Here is a 17669-nt window from a genome sequence, read left to right as displayed (position 1 = left end):
GCCGCGGCATCCTCGTCGAGACCGAGCCGGGATTGTTCACCCAGCCGCGCCCATAGTCCGAACGGCGGGTCTCCGACCAGCAGGCCTAACCCAACCCCAACGACGAAAGGGACATCAGCTCGCGGAACGCACTCTTAGATCGAGCGCCGACAGTTGGTGCACAGCCTGGCTCAAGCAGGGCCGTAGACGGGCATGCCGCCACATCGATTTGGCATGTACCGCCGAAAGCCGGGACAGGTTTTGCCGAAGGCATGAATCGCGGTGCAATCACCAATCGACGCCCCGCACCCCCAGTTCCTGGTCCGACCTGGGGCACCTCCTCGGCTTCGAGCAACCCGCGGATCACACCGGCGAAATCCACGGTTGGTCGCCGGCCTGGCCGGCGTCTCGCTCTGGCTGGTCCCGCTGGTGCACGGCCGTCGTTCACCGGCAGCGTGGCGCCGCTGATCGCGCTCGCTCCAGGGACGATCCCGCGATGGGGCGCGGTGGGCGCCGCGCACACGTTGCCGGTGGGCGACACGTTCGAGCGGATCCTGCGTCACATCTCCCTGCGTAGTGAACGGGGGGAACCGGCCGTCATGACCATGGCGTAGGCGCCGAGCACGTCCTGGCGAGTCCGGAAGTGTGACGCGGGGGTCAGGAACGCGCGGTGGACCTCTCAAGGGGGGCTGCATCCGCCTGCTCCGCGGGGAGGGCCTGGTCGCGCCGGATGCGGGTCCAGGCTGCCGCGGCGAGCAGGCTGGTGACGATGACGATGGGGATGCGCTGGCGGAAGATCAGCCCGATGTTCGCCATGGTCGTGGCGTAGGCGATCGTGCCGGGCACGATGAACAGCAGCAGCACGAGGAGCATCCTGCGGTCATGGCGCCAGAGCCGGCAGGCGCCGCGGACTGCGCAGTAGAGGAGGAAGTACCAGACCAGCACGTCGATCTTGCCGAGCTGAAAGGCGAGGCTGCCCTGCGTCCATGGGAACGGCGCCAGGATCGTGTACACCAGCTTCGGCCCGAGGTCTCCCCAGGCGTTGCCGCTGTCGTCGAAGACGACCCCCGAGCCGCCGCCCATGTTGGAGCGACGGACGACATCCGACTGGCCCCTGTCGAGTTGCTGCTGCACCTGCTCTATGGGCGCGTTGTCGACGACGCCGCTGGCGAACAGCATGCCTACAGTGAGCAGCGCGCCGAAGGCCACCAGCTTGCGAACGGAGAAGTTGGACCGGGAGGCCACCACACCGAAGACCAGCGGGATGGCGCACATGAAGACCATGTAGGGGCGCACATGCCACAGGCACCACAGCAACGGCGCCGCCAGCAGCAGCCTGCTCGTCCTGAAGCGCCTGGCCAAGGACACGCCGATGCCGACGCAGGAGATAGTGAGGAAGGCGTTGAACCCGTCCTTGTAGGTGTCGGACGTGTGCAGAAGGAACGCAGGCATGAAGGCCGTGACCACGAGGAGCTGGAACGCCGCGCGCGCGTCAGCCCCGACCAGCCTCGCGAGCCTGTAGACGATGACGCAGAGCGCGCAGGCCAGCAGCGCCACGACAGCCGTGCAGGCCAGCGGCGCGGGCCCGCCGCACAGGTAGATGATCAGCGCGAAGACGTTGCACGGCACAGCGACGGTATAGAGCGAGCTCATCTCGTCGGCCGTGACGAACGAGACACCGTCGAAACGCCAGTAGTTCGCGATCTCCAGGGCGTGTCGCTCGTACTCGAGGTTGTCGCCGCCGTACTCGATGACGCCTGTGCGCATGACCAGAGCATGGACGATCAGCCGCGTCGTGAAGGCGAGGAGCAGAACCGTCAGCACCCGCCGCGCCACCGCCGCCTCCAGATTCGCGTTGACCAGCAGAACGAGGGTCACGACTGCGGCGGCGATGATGACGAATTCCATGAGAGCGACCTTCTGGAAAGGTGACAGGCGACGATGACGCTAGCGCCGGGGACCGCTCGGCAGCGCTTTCCGCCAGACCGGCATGGACCGCTGATTACCCCACTTTAGGAAGTCTTTTCGACAAGCCGCCTTTCTCGGTGGAGCCAGTGTCGAGGGCCGCGCCACAGGACTTAGGGAAAGTAACCGCCGACTGCCCAACGATCACGTCTAGGTAGGGAGCGAGAAAACATTTCACCACTGACCGCGACGGCGTGAGCCGAACTGACCGAATCCCTAGCTAGCTTCACCGAAGTGAGCCAGGCCCGTCGTCGAGGAGCCGCATGAAGCCGGACAGTCGAATTCGCATCATGGAAGTGATCGCGCGGATGAACGTCGGTGGTCCCGCTACTCAGGTGCTCGGGCTCTCGGAACGGCTGAACACGAAGGAGTTCGACCATCGGCTCTACACCGGGCACGTCGGCGACGAGGAGGGCGATCATCTGGGCCTGAAAGGCCCGGGTGCGCGCGTGCACCGGATTCACGGCCTCGGCCGATCCATCAGACCCACCGACGATGCCCGTGCCCTCTTCCAACTGGTGTCCGCGATGCGGGCCTTCCGCCCGCATGTCGTGCACACGCGCACCGCCAAGGCGGGCGCACTCGGGCGGGTGGCGGCGAAGCTGGCGGGCGTCGGGGCCGCCAGGGTTCACGTCTTTCACGGCCACCTGCTCAACGGCTATTTCACCGGTGCGAAACGCGCGATTTATGTGCGCTCCGAGCGCCTCCTAGCGGCCATGTCGGATCGCCTGGTGACCGTGGGGGCCAAGGTCCGCGACGACCTACTCCATGTCGGGATCGGGCGTCCCGAGCAGTATGTCGTGATCCCTCCCGGCGTCCGGCTGGGCGAGGTGCCGGATCGCGCGTCCGCCCGCCTGGCTCTTGACCTTCCGCTGGGCGCGCCCGTGGTCGCGTACGTCGGCCGACTCACTCAGGTCAAGCGGCCCGATCGGTTCGTCGCCGCGGCGAAGAGGATCCTCGCGCGGATGCCGGACTGCCGTTTCGTCATCTGTGGCGGCGGCGACCTCCTCGCCCACGTGCAGCAGGACATCGCGCCGGTACAGCACGCCTTCCACCTGGTGGGATGGCGCAAGGACGTGGAGACCGTCTACGCCGCGGCCGACGTGGTCCTGCTGACCTCCGACAACGAAGGCACCCCGCTCACGCTCATCGAGGCGCAGATGGCGGGCACGCCCGTGGTCTCCACTTGCGTGGGCAGCGTCGCCGAGGTGGTCCAGGACGGACGCACCGGACTGCTCTCCTCGATCGACCCCGCCGAACTGGCGGAACACACCGTACGAATCCTCTCGGACCCCCTGCTCGCGCGCCGGTTGGGCGAGGACGCGCGCCGCTGGTCAACCGCCTCGTTTGACGTGGATCGCCTGGTCGCGGACACCGAGGCCCTATACCGATCACTGGGCGAGCCGCGCCGGGATCGTCATGCCACCACAGGAGGGATCAACAGGTGAATGTACTCGTAACCGGCGGGGCCGGATTCATCGGCGCGAACCTGTGCCAAGCGCTCGGCGCACGGCCCGAGATCGAGAACGTCACGGTGCTGGACGATCTGAGCAGCGGAGACCTCGCCAACCTAGAGGGCCTCGGCGTGCGCTTCGTCCACGGCAGCATCCTGGACGCCGATCTGCTGGCTGATCTCGTCCCGGACGCCGCGACCGTCGTGCACCTCGCGGCGCGCCCTTCGGTACCCAGGTCGCTCGCGGATCCGCTGGCCACGCATGACATCAACGCGACGGGAACACTGCGCGTCCTCGAAGCATGCAGGGCCACGATGCCGCATGTGATTCTCGCGTCGTCGTCCTCCGTCTACGGCAACTGCGCCGAGTCGGCCAAGCACGAGGACCTGCCGACCAGGCCACTCAGCCCGTACGGCGTGAGCAAGCTGGCCACGGAGGCATACGCGCTCGCGTACGCCGCCAGCTTCGGCCTGCCTGTCCTGCCGTTCCGCTTCTTCAACGTGTACGGACCGCTCCAGGCCGCCAATCACGCCTATGCGGCGGCCGTCCCGGCGTTCGTGTCCAAGGCGTTGGAAGGCAGCCCGGTGCCGATCTACGGTGACGGGCTCCAGGCGCGGGACTTCACCTACGTGGGGTCGGTCACGGAGGCCGTCTGCGATGCGGTCGTTCGCCGGGTAACGAGCAGAAAACCGGTCAATCTCGCGTTCGGCACCCGCACCTCCCTGCTGGAGTTGAAGGACATCCTCGCCTCGGTGCTCGGCGAGCCCATCGAGGCCGAATTCCTCCCGCCCCGGGCGGGCGACATCCGTGAGTCCCAGGCGTCGCCTCACCTGCTCAGGGAGCTGTTTCCCGGCGTGCAGCCGATTTCGGTCGAGGACGGGCTCCGCAGGACGGTGGCCTGGTTTCAGAAGGCGATGGCCGCGAGTGCCGGCGTACCCGCCTGAGCTGCCGCCATCTCTGGCCACAGAATGCACCAGCGAGGGAAGACCTGTGACAAAAGCATCGCAGTCCACATATCTCATAACGGGTGGCAGCGGATTCGTCGGATCGCACCTGGCCGACGTCCTGCTCGCCCGCGGTGACTCCGTCGTCATTCTCGACAACCTCTCGACCGGCAGGCTCGCCAACCTGCGGCCACACCCGAACATGCGCTTCGTCCAGGGCTCGATCCTGGACGAATTGATCGTCGACGAGCTCGTCCACCAATGCGACGTCGTCGTCCACCTGGCCGCGGCCGTCGGAGTCAAGTTGATCGTCGAGCAGCCGCTGCGATCCCTGACGACCAACATCCGGGGCTCGGAGATCATCATCGAGGCCGCGCACCGGTATCGCAAGAAGATCCTCGTCGCCAGCACGAGCGAGGTCTACGGCAAGAACTCCTCTGGACCGCTCCAAGAGGACGCCGACCGCATCCTCGGCAGTACCGCGGTCGTCCGCTGGGCCTACAGCACCGCCAAAACCGTGGACGAGATCCTGGCCAACGCCTATCACAAGGAGCGCGGCCTGCCGGCGATCGTCGTCAGGCTCTTCAACACCGTGGGGCCGCGGCAGAGCCCCGCCTACGGCATGGTGATCCCCCGTCTGGTACGGCAGGCCCTGGCCGGTGACCCGCTCACCGTCTTCGGCGACGGCACCCAGACCCGCTGCTTCGCGCATGTCGCGGATGTGGTCGACGGCCTGGTCCGGCTCCTCGACAACGAGTCGGCGGTCGGTCACACCTTCAACATCGGATCGGGCGACGAGGTGAGCATTCTGGAGCTGGCCAAGCTGATCGTCGAACACACCGGCTCCACATCGGGGGTCGACCTGATTCCTTATCACGAGGCGTACCGGCAGGGCTTCGAGGACATGACCCGCAGGGTCCCGGACACCACCAAGATCCGCGAGCTCACCGGCTGGGCTCCACGACACACGCTCGACGAGATCCTCAGCGAGATCGTCCAGGAGGCCCGCGAAGAGCTCGCGGCGGCCATGCGGTGAGCGGAACGGTGACGTTGGCCGCCGGCGCGGCGGCCTGCCTGCTCAGCGCCTCGGTGGCCATCCCGCTGAAGCGCCTCGCATTGCGATGGGGCCTCACGGACAGACCCGGCGGGCACAAGTCACATGCCCGCCCCACTCCCTACTTGGGTGGGATCGCGATCCTGCTGGCCACGGTCCTGACCACGGCCGCCGCAACGGGCCTCGCCGACTGGAGGCTCACCGCCATGCTGCTGGCCGGTTCGGCGGTGGCCATGCTCGGTCTCATCGACGACGTCGGGTCGTTGCCGGCCGTCACCAGGCTGGTCGTTGAGACGGTGGTGACCGCCGCCGTCGTGCTCGCCGGAATCAGGCTCACCGTGACAGGTGGATGGCCGGACATCCCGATCACGGTGATCTGGATCGTCCTGGTCACCAACTCATTCAATCTTCTGGACAACATGGACGGTTCGCTCGGAGCGGTCAGCACCGTCACCGCCGCCTTCCTGTCCGCCATGGCGTTTCTGCAGGCGCGGCCGGCCCTGGGAATCTTCCTGGTGGTGCTCGCGGGCGCCGCGCTCGGTTTCCTCGTGCACAATTGGCCGCCCGCGCGGATGTTCATGGGCGACTCGGGATCGTTGTTCATCGGCTTCACGCTCACGTGCTCCGCGGTCGTCCTGGTCACGGGGCAGGGCCCTGATGCGGTGGCGGGAGGGCTGCTCCTGTCCACCTTCGTAGCGACGGTGGACACCGGGGTCGTCGTCCTGGCCCGGATGCGGGCGGGCCGGTCGCCGCTGGCGGGCGGCACCGATCACGTGTCGCACCGGCTGCGCAAACTGGGTCTCGACGCGCGCCTCGCCGCGGTCGTGATGGGCCTCGTCGCCGCGCTGGCCTGCGCACTGTGCATGGCGATGATGTTCGGCCGAGTACCGCCGCTCACGGCTGCGCTGGTCGCGGGAGCGACCGCGATCGCATGCGTCTGCCTCCTGCAAGGCGTGAACGTCTACCCGCCACACCGTTCTCTCGAGAATCCTCCACGAGTCCGCGAAAGGCGGCGATGACCAGTTGGACCTGCTCTATTTCATACGACTGGCACGCAAGAACTGGGTGCTCATCCTGGCTTCGCTGATCATCTCGCTGGGCGCGGCGCTGGTGGTGACCGCCAACATGCCGCCCAAGTACGTGGCCACGATCACCATGCTGTTCTCCAGCCACGACAAGCACGGCGCCTTCTCGGCTGCCTACCAGGTCGGCACCTTGTCGCAGGGCGCGCAGTCCTATGCCAACCTGCTGACGAGCCGGAGCATGGTCAGCCGGATCACGACGGCCGAGGACGTTCCGCGCCTGCAGCAGAACATCACCGCGGAGGTCGTGCCAGGAACGGTGCTGCTGCGCGCGATGGTCAGTGATCAGGATCCCGTGCGGGCCGCCTCGCTGGCCAACGCCCTGGGAGCCAAGTTCGCGCTCCTCATCGACCAGATGGAGCGGCCGACGCCCACCAGCCGGCCGACGGTCAAGGTCACCGTCGTCGACCAGGCAGAGGTCCCCAAGGAGCCCGTCAGTCCCATGCCCGTGGTAAATGTCCTGGTCGGCATACTGATCGCGATGGTTGTCGCGTTCAGTTCGCTGATTCTGCGTGACCGGCTGGACACCACCGTCAAGAGTCCACACGAGCTGCAGCACAACTCGAAGAGCTCCACGCTGGGTATCATCGGCTACGAGCGGGCGGCCCGCCGCAACCCGCTCATCGTACGAACGCAGGGGCGCTCCAGCAGGGCCGAGGCGTTCCGCTCGCTGCGCACCAACCTGCAGTTCATCGGGGTCGACAGGCAGCCCAAGTCGTTGGTGATCACCAGTTGCCTGCCGAACGAGGGCAAGTCCTCGACCTGTTCCAATCTCGCCATCACACTCGCGCAGGCGGGCTGGCGGGTTCTGCTCGTGGACAGTGACCTGCGCCGTCCGCGCCTTCCCGACTACTTCGGGATCGAGGGCGCGGTCGGTCTGACGGATGTGCTCATCGGCAAGGCGCGGCTGGACGAGGTGATCCAGACGTGGGGCGAGCCGAAGCTCTTCGTGCTGCCCAGCGGCCAGATCCCGCCGAACCCAAGCGAACTGCTCGGCTCGCGCATCATGCGTGAGCTGCTCGACCAGCTCACCGACAGGTACGACATCGTGATCATCGATGCGCCGCCGCTGCTGCCCGTCACCGACGCCGCGACTCTCGCGGCGGTCTGCGACGGCGTGATGCTCGTCGCCAGGTACGGCAAGACGAGGCAGGAGCACATCGAGCGTGCCGTGGAGCAACTGTCGTCCATCAACGCCAGGATCGTCGGCACCGTGCTCAACTTCGTCCCGACCAAGGCCAGCAGGTACGACGGATACGGCTACGGCCACTACGAGTCGGAGACGGCCAAGGAGACCGTCACGACGACGGCGGTTTGAGCAGCTCCAGTGGGACGGAGAGCGCCTTTGCGATGCTCCGTCCCGCCGCCCGGTAGGCCCACATCCAGCGCCCCATAGGGTCGGGGATGTCCGGCTGGTCCACCGTGACCACGCCACGCAGCCCCTGCGCCTGCTCGACCAGCACGCGGGCGCGCCGTACCGCGTCGCGATGACGCGTGATCTCCTCGCGTTCCGCCGCCGCGGCGAGGGCGCCGAACTCGACGATCGTGAAGACGCGGGGCGCGGCCTGCAGGTGCCTGGTCACCGACTCCGCCCGGTGCGCCCTGGTGGCGGTCAGCACCAGATCGGCGCCGGCCAGCAACTCCGCGGTCAGCGGCTGGGAGACGAACCCGGCCGGGTCACCGCCGAGGCTGGTCAGAACCTGCTGAGCCCTCTCGGCCATCTCCACGCCGGGCTCGGCGTGGGTGCCCGCGCTCGTCACCAGGAACTGCGGGCCCAGAGCCGACCGGGTCAGCCGCTCGGCCAGCGGAGAGCGGCACATGTTGCCCGTGCACACGAACAGGATGTGGAAGCGGGCCTCCCCTGACGTCATGGGCGTGACGATAGGGGGAACCAGCTCGGTGGCCCGTCACGGCGCACCGAGCTTTACCTCTTCTAACGCTCGATGTCACGATCCGCCGGGGTGCAGCTCCCGCCGTACAGGGTGAGCCTGGTCTGCTGCGGGCGAACCAGCGGCTGCACGGGGATTACCGGGGGAGTGGCTGAGGCGGGTTCCAGCATGTCGAACTCCAGCGTCCGGGTCCGCCTGGGGGCGAACTTGAGCACAGTGGAGTAGACGGGATGGGATCGTTCGACTTCCTGGATGATCGGTGCGGGCTTCCCGTCGATGCGCACGGCGTTGAGCTTGGCGCCGACCGCGGCGTAGAACGACACCCACACCAGGTTGGACCCGACAGCGGGGCGGTGTTTCCAGGCGTCGAGCCGGTCGGTGACGTACGAGGGCAGCTTCACGCGCGGCACGTCGTTGTCGAGCCGGATCCGCACTCTCGTGGGCTGCTGCCCGTCACTGCGGCAGGTGCCCAGCTCGTAGTGGAGCGAGCGGTCCAGGTAGTAGTCGAGCTTGGTGCCGGCGGAGTTGTTGATCACGAGCCCGGCGAACGGCCCGGGCTGCTCCGGCAGTACGCCGCCGAACGGGGTGGCCGCGAGGCGTTGCTGTTCGGCGTCCCTGCGGCTCCAGATCTGCATCCTTCGCTCGTTCATCAGCTTCGACAAAATAGGGAACGCTGTCGCGGGATCGAGGCGTGTCCTGGTCATCGCCTCGCTCACCGTAGCCGCGACCGTGATGAGGAACCTCTTGCGCTCGACCGGATCGGAGTACCGCGCGTAGGCCGCCCGCTCGGTGAGATCGACCACGTTCTCCGTGGTCACCGTCTCGCCGCTGGGGAGCTTGACGGGGCCGATCAGCTTCAGCAGATAGGACAGGCCGACCGGATCGGTCGCGATCGCGCCGTCCAGTTGCCGGCCGGTCTGGCGTCGCCACAGCCCGGTCCAGGTCGTCGCGGCGTAAGGGAAGTGGGGAGAGAGATTGGAATTGGACAGCAGGGAGACCGCGCTGGACCCGTAACGTGCGAGGAAGTCCGGGCCGTGATCGGCTACCTGGGCCGAGCCGGACTCCAAGCCGTTGTTGGGGGAGAGCCGCTGGATGCCGATGTGGCCGTGGCCGGCCTTCAGAATGCCGAACGCTCCGACCAGCCCTCCCGTTCCGCGTGCTTCGGCATTGGTCTGGAAGGCCAGGAAATAGCGGCGCGGGCCATGGTGGCCCAGCATCGGGGGCAGCAGGGCTGCGGCGTCTTCGGCGGCGCCGAGCCAGCCGCCCAGTCGTTCGACTTGGTCCAGAGCAGTGGCGCGGGCCTGGTCGATCTCCTCCATGCCGGTGTCGCCGGGGGTGGCCGCCAGGCGGGACCGCGTCAGATCGATGCGGTCGGAGGCGGAACGCAGGACCGGCGCGGCGGATTCAAGCCCGGCCAGCAGGGTCCCCATGTCGTCCATGGAGAGCCCTTTGGCCGTCATCAGTCCCGCGCCGGCCTGCTGGAGGTCCGTCAGGGCACTCGTCAGCTCCGCCGCGGCATCGGCCAGCCCGCGGACGGTCGTCGCCCCCTCTCCCACCACGGGAGTATGGGCGAGCAACGACCAGTCCAGGCCGCTGGTGAGCCGGCGTGCCTCTGCGGCATGCCGTTTCGCGTCTGCGAGCGCCCCGGCAGCCCCCACCGGGTCGCTCATGCGGAGCCGGACCAGTACGTCCCTGGTCGCCTGCAGGTGATCCCGCACGCTCAGACCAAGGTGCGCCGACCAGCCCGCGGCCAGCGCGAGGCCTGCCGATGAGCAGAGCAGACCTGCGACGACGCGCCGGCGCTTCTTACTTGGCACTGGCAGATCGGCGGCGCCGTACGGCGATGATCGTGCCTGCGGCCCCTATGATCAGCAGGCCCCCGCCCGCCGCGGCCAGGGTCGCCACGGGGGCGCCGGTGAACGGCAGTTCCTTGCCCACATGCTCCTCGCTCACCTGCTCCTCGGGACCGTGGAAGTTGTTGAAGAAACGACGCGGGGCCCGATCGTCGACCTCGACGTCCACTTCGCTCTGGTTGGCTATGAACGAGTCGCTGTTGTCACGGTCGTGCCGGAAGTCGTCGTCGAACTCGTCTTCGTCCACTTCCACCCGTGAGGCGGTGGCGGTGGGCGTGGGCGGATACGCCGTGGTGGTGGTGACGGTGACTGTGGGCTGAGCCTGGCCGTACGCGACAGTCGGCCCCGCAGTCCCGAACGCCAGTACGGCGCCCCCCAATGCGAGTCCGCTCCCGAGCACTGCCGCGAGCCAAACAGGTTTCTTGATCTTCTCTGCCATTTCGGTCTCCCGTAGCGGTTCCTCGGCCAAGCGAACATTTCGCCCGGAATCTTGGCGACATGTTCGCTACGGAACCGTTATATGTGGTCAGTCGATGGATGCTCCTCTCCCCGTACGTTTCTTGCCAAATGGTCACTGAAGGTTCTCCGTACTTTGACGATCGGTTCGGATCTTGCGTTCGGTTGCCTTCGATGACGGCTCCGACCAGGGGAAACGCCGATGTGACGCGGTGGCGCGCGCGATGGGTCTTCACGAGGTGACGTGCGCTTTCTGGTGTCAGCCCGTGTGTCCTTGCGACCCTTTATGTCGCGAATGCGGCGAGATCCTATCAACCTCTGAAAAGAGCGAAAATGTCCCCCAAATGGGTCTATCTCACGCCCCTTCGGTCGCGTGCCTCACCCGCATGGGTGAGGTGGCTGGGGGCAGGCCATGTGGCTGAGAGTCGCGCCCCGGCCATCTCCGTGCCGCTGAGCCGCTCCGTCCGTTAGGCGGCCATGGCGCAGCGCGCCGAGTCCCTCGGGTGGACCTTTTCGTCTTACTCGAGCTCCACCAGCAGGTCGAGGCGGCTATTTCCGCCCCCCGCCGCAGTGGCGCCGAGCGCTTTCTCCAGGTCGGCGGGGCTCACCGCCTTGGCCGGAAAATCGATGGCGATCCTGCCGTTCACCAGGCGATTCACGGTAAGCGAACCGCCTGCCATCCGGAATTCGAGCTGACCCGTAGCCGGGTTCACCGAATAAAGCACATGAGCGGTTGGAGCGTGACAGATGCCTCGACGCCGGATCGCCGAGCAGGGCGGCGGTCCCGGAGAGGTTCGGCTCGGTGGCCATGCTCCGCGTCCAACGCTCAGTAACCGGAGAGGCCAGTGGGCAGACACCGACGGTATTACCGTGGAAAGCTGTCTCTGTGATGGCGCTCACACTGAGAGGCGCGGGGGACTCATGGCATCCAGGGGGTCGGATATCCAGCTGCAAGCGGGCTGCAAGCCGTACAAAATGGAATTAGGGCTGGGCGTGTCGCGTGGCGAATGCGGAATCGTCGGTTACCGTCCAATGAGTAGGGACGTGCCGATTACGGTGAGTTCCTGAAGAAAGGACAAGCCGATGGGGGCAGTGCGCAAGGTGGTGAGCTACCTTGGCCTGAGCGGGGTCGATCACTACGACGAAGGCTACGACGACGACGAGCACTACGAGGACGAGTACGTCCCCGCGACGGAGCGGGCCGCCAAGCGGTGGCGCGCGAACGTCGACTCGTCGCGCATTGTGATGATCCAGCCGCTCAAGTACAACGACGCGCCGTTGATCGGTCAGCACTTCCGTGACGGCCAGACGGTGATCATGGACGTCTCGGGCATGCCGATGCCTGAGGCGACGAGGATGGTCGACTTCGCCGCCGGGCTGGCCTACGGGTGCGAGGGGCGGATCGAGCGCATCGCTGACCGCGTCTTCCTGCTCGCGCCCGCTCACGTGGAGATCGAGACCACCTGAGCGAGGCGCCGGCCTCAGGTCGGCTGGCTATGCAGCGCGCGGGCCGCGACGGATCAGCCGGGTCAGCTCGGTTGCGTCCTCCGCGGCCTGTTTCGCGCGCGTGTCCGCCTCCCGCGCATAGGCGTGCAGGGCCCACACCGCGCCCTCGGCCAACTCTCTCAGCTCGTTGACCTGCGCCGCCGCGTATCGTGCGTCGGTCTCGACGAGCTTGCGGCGCTGCCAGAGCTGCCAGCCGGCCAGGCCGATCATGGCCACGCCGGCGGCGGCGAGCAGATTGCTGGCGAACACCGCGCCGATGAGGCAGACGACCCCCGCCACGAGCAGCACCATGGCCGCCCACGGACGGGCGCGGGGCACGAAGCCGTCCGCGATGATCGCGCTCTCGGCGGCGGCGAGCGACGACGGCTCGGGACCCTCGGGGAGCAGCTGGATGCGGTGGCCGAGCAGCGCCACGGTGAGCGTGTCGGGCGGCGCGAGGCGGCTGTCAGCCTCGAGCTCCTCGGCCACGCCGCGCAGGATCGGCGCCGCCACGTGCAGAGCGATGGCGGCGAGGTGCGGGTCGGCGCCCGGGCGAAGGTCGTCGAGCAGGTACGTGCTGAGCGAGGCCATCGGCCCCGCCGGGCCGCCTGAGCCGATCAGGGAGCGCAGGACGGCGAGCGGCTCGTCCTCGGACCAGGTCGCGGCCGGGCTGCCGGTGCTGTTGTCGAGCGGGGCGGAGGCGTCGCGTTCGGTCTGCCTCGTGGAGGTGACCTCCGCGCACCGCCCGCGCAGCCTGGCCAGCCGGGCGGCCGCCACCGCGGGCCTGGCCAGCTCGGGGATCTCCGCCATCTCCGGGAAGTCGACCAGCGAGGGCGGGACGACGACCGACGGCTCGCCCGGCGCCAGCGCCTGCACCCACTGGTCAGGATCGGTGTGCTCCTGCACGGTCAGGGCGTCGAGCTTGCGCAGCACGAAGATCTTGCCGGCGGGGCCGTACGCGCCCCTGGCGGCGGCCAGCCAGAGCGAGCGCTGGCCGTGGGAGACCGGCCGGTCGAGTGAGAGGTCGCCGAAGGCGGTGCCGAGCCAGGAGGCATGGATGCGGCTGCCCTGCCCGGACACCGCGAGTGCGAGGCAGAGGAAGAGCGCGGTCTGCTGCTGGTTGCGGCCGGCAGCCCTGCTCAGGGGCTCCAGCGGGTCCTCGCCCGCGAGGATGGCGACCAGCGCTTCGACGGCCGGAGGCAGCCAATAACCGGGTATGTCGCGAAAACGCGGTGCGGCCGGAGGCGCGGCGCCCTTGGCGGCGAGGTGCGCCAGCAGCGCCTCGGCGTAGCGATGCAACTCCGCGGCTGCTGGGGGACTCGCAGTCAGGTCCGTGCTCAAGGCAGAGAACTCCCCCATTTCGGCCTCTATTCATGACCGCACAGAAGCCTAGCCGTTCGGGCGCGCCAACCAGGTGGAGGCGCGCCCACAACGGATCTGGGGACTTTGAGTGGTTACATGCGCTCGGGGACTGGGACGCCCAGAAGGTCGAGCCCGGTCTCCAGCACACGCAGGGTCAGCGAGCAGAGGGCCAGGCGCCGCTCTCTGGTCTCCGGATCGACGCCCTCCTTGATCACTGGGCACTCGTCGTAGAACGTGCTGAACAGGCTGGCGGTCTGGAAGAGGAAGTTGCACAGCCGGTGCGGCTCGGACTCGGCGGTGACCTGGGAGACCAGCTCGGCGAAGCCGAGCATGTGGAGGCCCAGCGCGCGCTCGGCGGGCTCGGCCAGCACGATGGGCCCCGCCGCGTCGGCCGGGTCCACCCCCGCCTTACGGAAGATCGAGCGGATCCTGGCCGTCGCGTACTGCATGTAGGGGCCGGTGTTGCCGGTGAAGCCGAGCATCCGGTCGAAGTCGAAGACGTATTCGCTGTCGTGACTGACCGACAAATCGGCATATTTCACCGCGCCCATGCCGACGGCGTGCGCGATCTCCTTGGTAGTGGCCTCGTCGTAGCCCCGCTCGGCGATGGCGGCCGTGGCCCGGTCGATGGCCTCCTGGAGCAGGTCCATCAGCTTGACGGACTCGCCGGAGCGGGTCTTGAACCTGCGCCCGTCCTTGCCCAGCATCATGCCGATCTGGACGTGCTCGGGCGAGGCCGTGTCGGGCAGCCAGCCCGCCAGCCGCGCCGCGGCGAACACCATCCGGAAGTGCAGCGCCTGATCGGCGCCCACGACGTAGAGCATGCGCTCGGCCTTCAGGTCGTGGACGCGGTAGCGGATCGCCGCCATGTCGGTGGTGGCGTACCCGTAGCCGCCGTCGCTCTTCCTGATGATGAGCGGCAGCGGCTTGTCGTCGGAGCCGGTGAAGCCGGGCGGGAACACGCAGAGCGCGCCCTCGCTGATCACCGCAGTCCCGGACGTCTCCAGATCGTCACACGTCTTCTGCAGCATGGGGTTGTACATGCTCTCGCCGGCGATGTCGGCGTCGGTCAGCGTCACGCCGAGCAGGCTGTAGATCTTGTTGAAGTAGCGGACGGTCGCATCCATGAACACGTGCCAGAGCCGCAGCGTGCCTGGGTCGCCCGACTGCAGCGTGGTCACCCGCACCCGGGCACGCTGCCTGAACGCGTCGTCGCTGTCGAACTTGGCCCGCGCCGCCTGGTAGAACTCCGTGCCCTGACCGGCCTCCAACTGCGCGACCGCGGCCTCCTCGCCTATGTCGAGCAGGTGCTCGATGAGCATGCCGAACGGCGTGCCCCAGTCGCCCAGGTGGTTCTGCCTGATCACGGTGTTGCCGAGGTGCTCGTGCAGGCGGGCCAGCGAGTCGCCCACGATCGTGGTGCGCAGGTGGCCGACGTGCATCTCCTTGGCCGCGTTGGGCGCGGAGTAGTCGACCACCACGGTCTGCGACGGCGTGATCGTGCCGACCCCGAGCCGGGGGTCGGCCAGCATCCGCGTGGCCTCGGACTCGATCCAGGCCTCGTCGAGCGTGATGTTGAGGAAACCGGGGCCGCTGACCTCGACCGTGCCGGGAAAGTCGGGCAGCTCCGCCTTGATCGCCTCGGCGACCTCCCGCGGCGCCCGTCGCAGTCGCTTCGCCAGGCTCATCGCGACGTTCGCCTGGAAGTCGGCGAACTGGGACGGCCGGATCAGCGGGTCTGCGTCGGCGTGCTCGGAGCCGAACGCGCCGGCCAGCGCCTGCTGGACGCGCTCGGTGAGCATTATCTGCGGGTCGGTCATGTTCTAAGGGTACCGGCGACCTTGACAGCGACGCTTATCATTACGGCCGCCACGATCGAGATGCCGACGGCGGTCAGATCGTTGCTGACGTCGCCGGGTTCGAGCGCGAAGAACTGCCTGACGAAGGGGATCGTCAGCCCGATCGCGAACGCCGCCGCCATGGCTCCGACCAGGGCGATCCGCCACCAGTTGAGCGGCCTGGCGATCAGCACGAGCACCCACCAGGTGGTGAGGAAGAGCGTGATCACCGCCGACGACTGGTCCTCGACGAGGGTGGAGGTGCCGCTGTGCGCGGCCCAGAACGACAGCAGCACCGCCGCCGCACACAACACCCCAGCGGGTACGGCGAAGCGCAGCACCCTGGGGACGAAGCCGGGCTTGGAACGTTCGCGCGTGGGCGCGAGCGCGAGGAAGAGCGCGGGGACGCCGATGGTCAGGGCGTTCGTCAGGGTGGAGTGGCGAGGCGCGAACGGGAACATCACCCCGGCCACGCCGACCAGCAACGACAGCACGATCGCGTAGAACGTCTTGGTGAGGAACAGGTTGGAGACCCGTTCGATGTTGGCCAGCACCCGCCTGCCCTCGCCCACGACGTGCGGCAGCGTGGCGAACTTGTCGTCGAGCAGCACCACCTGCGCCACGGCCTTGGTGGCCGGGCTGCCCGCGCCCATCGCGATGCCCAGGTCGGCGTCCTTCAGCGCGAGCACGTCGTTGACGCCGTCGCCGGTCATGGCCACGGTGTGGCCCCGGGCCTGGAGCGCCCGGACGAACTGGCGCTTCTGCTGGGGGCTGACGCGGCCGAAGACGGCGTGGGAGTCGAGCAGCTCGCCCAGCTTGTCCTGGTCTTCGTGGGGGAGGGCCCGCGCGTCCATGGAACGGTGGGCGTCCGGGATCTCCAGGTCGGCGGCGATGGCGGAGACGGCGATCGGGTTGTCGCCGGAGATGACCTTGACCGTGACGCCCTGCCTGGCGAAGTAGCGGAGGGTCTCCTGGGCGTCGGGCCTGATGCGCTGCTTGAACGTGACGAGCGCCACCGGCTCCAGGCCCTCCGCTGCCGGGAAGGACTCGGCGCGGCACAGCGCGAGCACCCGGGTGCCGGTGGCGGCCAGCTCGGCGGCCTGGTCGTAGCCGTCCCCGCCGTCGAGCAGCACGTCCGGAGCCCCGAGCACCCACGCGCCCTGCTCACCGAAGTCGGCTCCGCTCCACTTGCGCGCCGAGGAGAACGGCACCATCTCCCCTGCCGCCCACCCGTTTCCCGGGGCCGGGTAGCGGGCCCGGACGGCCTCGGCGGTGGCGTTCGGCCGGCTGTCGAGGTGTGCCAGGGCGGCCAGCGCGTCCTCGACCGGCTGGCCGTCGCGCAGGGGCAGCACCTGGTCGAGCTCCATGCCGCCGGCGGTGAGCGTGCCCGTCTTGTCCAGGCACAGCACGTCCACCCTGGCCAGCCCCTCGATCGCGGGCAGCTCCTGGACGAGGCACTTGTGCCGGCCGAGTCGTATGACGCCGACGGCGAACGCGATCGAGGTCATCAGCACCAGCCCCTCGGGGATCATGGTGACGATGCCCGCGACCGCGCCGGTGATCGCGGTGCCGAAGTCGGCGGAGTTCTTGAGCTGGCTGTAGATCAGCAGGGCGCCGATCGGGATGACCAGCCAGGTGATGTACTTGATGAAGTTCGCCACGCCCTCGCGCAGCTCGGAATGGGCGAGGTGAAACCTGCTCGCCTCTTCCGCCAGTTTCACGGCGTACGCGTCGGTGCCGACCCTCGTGGCCACGAACGAGCCCGCGCCCGCCACCGCGAAGCTGCCCGACAGCACCTGGTCGCCCGGCCGCTTGTGCACGGGGTCGGCCTCGCCGGTCAGCAGCGACTCGTCCACCTCCAGCCCGTCGGACTCGACCACCTCGCCATCGACCAGCAGGCGGTCGCCCGGGCCCAGTAAGACCAGGTCGCCCAGCACCACCTGGCGCGGCTGGACCTGTTGCTCCCGGCCGTCGCGCCGTACCCTGACCGGAGCCTCGTTGATCACCGCGAGCTTGTCGAGCGTGCGCTTGGCCCGTAACTCCTGAACGATCCCGATCAGCACGTTGGCCACGATGACCAGCCCGAACAGGCTGTCCTGCCACTCACCGAAGATCAGGACCAGCGCCCAGAGCACGCCGATGACCAGGTTGAACAGGGTGAAGACGTTCGCCCTGACGATCGCGCTCAGCGACCGGCTCGACCGCCGCGGAACATGGTTGGCCTTCGCCCCCGCCGCCTGTGCCGAGGTGAGCCCGTGCACCATTGACTCCACATAGCCCCCTGTTTCTGTGGATCGGTGCCACCTTA

15 protein-coding genes and 1 pseudogene are annotated in these 17669 nt (G+C 68.1%); 7 read left to right on the top strand and 9 right to left on the bottom strand.

Annotation, left to right across the window (positions count from 1 at the left end):
- Positions 1-434 precede the first annotated feature (434 nt).
- On the top strand, positions 435-593 hold the full coding sequence (locus AB0J09_RS10535; RefSeq protein ID WP_360688363.1) for a hypothetical protein: 159 nt from the start codon (positions 435-437) through the stop codon (positions 591-593).
- A gap of 43 nt (positions 594-636) precedes the next feature.
- Here AB0J09_RS10535 and AB0J09_RS10530 read toward each other — a convergent pair whose 3' ends face one another.
- Positions 637-1887, bottom strand: coding sequence for a hypothetical protein (locus AB0J09_RS10530; protein WP_360688360.1), 1251 nt, complete (start codon positions 1885-1887; stop codon positions 637-639).
- Between the two features lie 347 nt (positions 1888-2234).
- On the opposite strand from AB0J09_RS10530, the gene AB0J09_RS10525 reads away from it, so the two are divergent.
- From AB0J09_RS10525 to AB0J09_RS10505, 5 genes are read left to right on the top strand one after another with little or no spacing between them, the layout of a single operon-like run.
- Positions 2235-3392, top strand: a complete 1158-nt coding sequence (locus tag AB0J09_RS10525; protein WP_360688357.1) for a glycosyltransferase — start codon at positions 2235-2237, stop codon at positions 3390-3392.
- Positions 3389-4342 carry an NAD-dependent epimerase/dehydratase family protein gene (locus tag AB0J09_RS10520; protein WP_360688354.1) on the top strand — a complete coding sequence of 318 codons (954 nt, stop codon included), beginning with the start codon at positions 3389-3391 and terminating at the stop codon, positions 4340-4342. The genes AB0J09_RS10525 and AB0J09_RS10520 overlap by 4 nt, the downstream gene beginning before the upstream one ends.
- Positions 4343-4388: 46 nt before the next feature.
- The gene (locus AB0J09_RS10515; protein WP_360688351.1) at positions 4389-5378 is read left to right on the top strand and encodes a GDP-mannose 4,6-dehydratase; all 990 of its coding nucleotides are present in this window, start codon (positions 4389-4391) and stop codon (positions 5376-5378) included.
- A gap of 8 nt (positions 5379-5386) precedes the next feature.
- Positions 5387-6415 (top strand): MraY family glycosyltransferase, encoded by a 1029-nt coding sequence (locus AB0J09_RS10510; RefSeq protein ID WP_360688348.1) that lies wholly within the window; start codon positions 5387-5389, stop codon positions 6413-6415.
- Positions 6416-6419: 4 nt separating this feature from the next.
- The gene (locus AB0J09_RS10505; RefSeq protein ID WP_360688345.1) at positions 6420-7796 is read left to right on the top strand and encodes a polysaccharide biosynthesis tyrosine autokinase; all 1377 of its coding nucleotides are present in this window, start codon (positions 6420-6422) and stop codon (positions 7794-7796) included.
- On the opposite strand, the gene AB0J09_RS10500 is transcribed toward AB0J09_RS10505, so the two are convergent.
- The 5 genes and pseudogenes from AB0J09_RS10500 to AB0J09_RS10480 form a co-directional block, all read right to left on the bottom strand.
- The gene (locus AB0J09_RS10500; protein ID WP_360688342.1) at positions 7777-8349 is read right to left on the bottom strand and encodes a hypothetical protein; all 573 of its coding nucleotides are present in this window, start codon (positions 8347-8349) and stop codon (positions 7777-7779) included. The genes AB0J09_RS10505 and AB0J09_RS10500 overlap by 20 nt on opposite strands.
- Before the next feature lie 62 nt (positions 8350-8411).
- Positions 8412-10184, bottom strand: coding sequence for a DUF4012 domain-containing protein (locus tag AB0J09_RS10495; RefSeq protein ID WP_360688340.1), 1773 nt, complete (start codon positions 10182-10184; stop codon positions 8412-8414).
- Positions 10174-10659 carry a hypothetical protein gene (locus AB0J09_RS10490; protein WP_360688337.1) on the bottom strand — a complete coding sequence of 162 codons (486 nt, stop codon included), beginning with the start codon at positions 10657-10659 and terminating at the stop codon, positions 10174-10176. The genes AB0J09_RS10495 and AB0J09_RS10490 overlap by 11 nt, the downstream gene beginning before the upstream one ends.
- 535 nt (positions 10660-11194) lie before the next feature.
- Positions 11195-11401, bottom strand: a complete 207-nt coding sequence (locus tag AB0J09_RS10485; protein ID WP_360688369.1) for a hypothetical protein — start codon at positions 11399-11401, stop codon at positions 11195-11197.
- A gap of 43 nt (positions 11402-11444) precedes the next feature.
- Positions 11445-11576, bottom strand: a pseudogene (locus tag AB0J09_RS10480) (PhzF family phenazine biosynthesis protein); the annotation flags it as partial.
- 183 nt (positions 11577-11759) lie between these two features.
- Here AB0J09_RS10480 and AB0J09_RS10475 point away from each other — a divergent pair.
- Positions 11760-12143 carry a cell division protein SepF gene (locus AB0J09_RS10475; protein WP_360688335.1) on the top strand — a complete coding sequence of 128 codons (384 nt, stop codon included), beginning with the start codon at positions 11760-11762 and terminating at the stop codon, positions 12141-12143.
- 27 nt (positions 12144-12170) lie between these two features.
- On the opposite strand, the gene AB0J09_RS10470 is transcribed toward AB0J09_RS10475, so the two are convergent.
- From AB0J09_RS10470 to AB0J09_RS10460, 3 genes are all read right to left on the bottom strand, one after another.
- A complete protein-coding gene (locus tag AB0J09_RS10470) occupies positions 12171-13502 on the bottom strand; it encodes a hypothetical protein (protein WP_360688332.1) in 1332 nt (443 codons plus the stop codon).
- 113 nt (positions 13503-13615) lie between these two features.
- Positions 13616-15343, bottom strand: a complete 1728-nt coding sequence (gene argS, locus AB0J09_RS10465; protein ID WP_360688329.1) for an arginine--tRNA ligase — start codon at positions 15341-15343, stop codon at positions 13616-13618.
- The gene (locus AB0J09_RS10460; RefSeq protein WP_360688366.1) at positions 15340-17625 is read right to left on the bottom strand and encodes an HAD-IC family P-type ATPase; all 2286 of its coding nucleotides are present in this window, start codon (positions 17623-17625) and stop codon (positions 15340-15342) included. The genes argS and AB0J09_RS10460 overlap by 4 nt, the downstream gene beginning before the upstream one ends.
- Positions 17626-17669 lie beyond the last annotated feature (44 nt).

Source organism: Nonomuraea sp. NPDC049784 (assembly GCF_040659615.1).
GTDB lineage: Bacteria > Actinomycetota > Actinomycetes > Streptosporangiales > Streptosporangiaceae > Nonomuraea.
This window is presented reverse-complemented; position numbering and strand designations above follow the sequence as displayed.

What these genes read in the sequence shown, in the direction of transcription:
- AB0J09_RS10530 (WP_360688360.1), bottom strand. Translation starts at nt 1,887, where the DNA reads ATGGAATTCGTCATCATCGCCGCCGCAGTCGTGACCCTCGTTCTGCTG.
- AB0J09_RS10525 (WP_360688357.1), top strand. Translation starts at nt 2,235, where the DNA reads ATGGAAGTGATCGCGCGGATGAACGTCGGTGGTCCCGCTACTCAGGTG.
- AB0J09_RS10500 (WP_360688342.1), bottom strand. Translation starts at nt 8,349, where the DNA reads ATGACGTCAGGGGAGGCCCGCTTCCACATCCTGTTCGTGTGCACGGGC.
- AB0J09_RS10490 (WP_360688337.1), bottom strand. Translation starts at nt 10,659, where the DNA reads ATGGCAGAGAAGATCAAGAAACCTGTTTGGCTCGCGGCAGTGCTCGGG.
- AB0J09_RS10475 (WP_360688335.1), top strand. Translation starts at nt 11,760, where the DNA reads ATGGGGGCAGTGCGCAAGGTGGTGAGCTACCTTGGCCTGAGCGGGGTC.
- argS (WP_360688329.1), bottom strand. Translation starts at nt 15,343, where the DNA reads ATGACCGACCCGCAGATAATGCTCACCGAGCGCGTCCAGCAGGCGCTG.
- AB0J09_RS10460 (WP_360688366.1), bottom strand. Translation starts at nt 17,625, where the DNA reads ATGGTGCACGGGCTCACCTCGGCACAGGCGGCGGGGGCGAAGGCCAAC.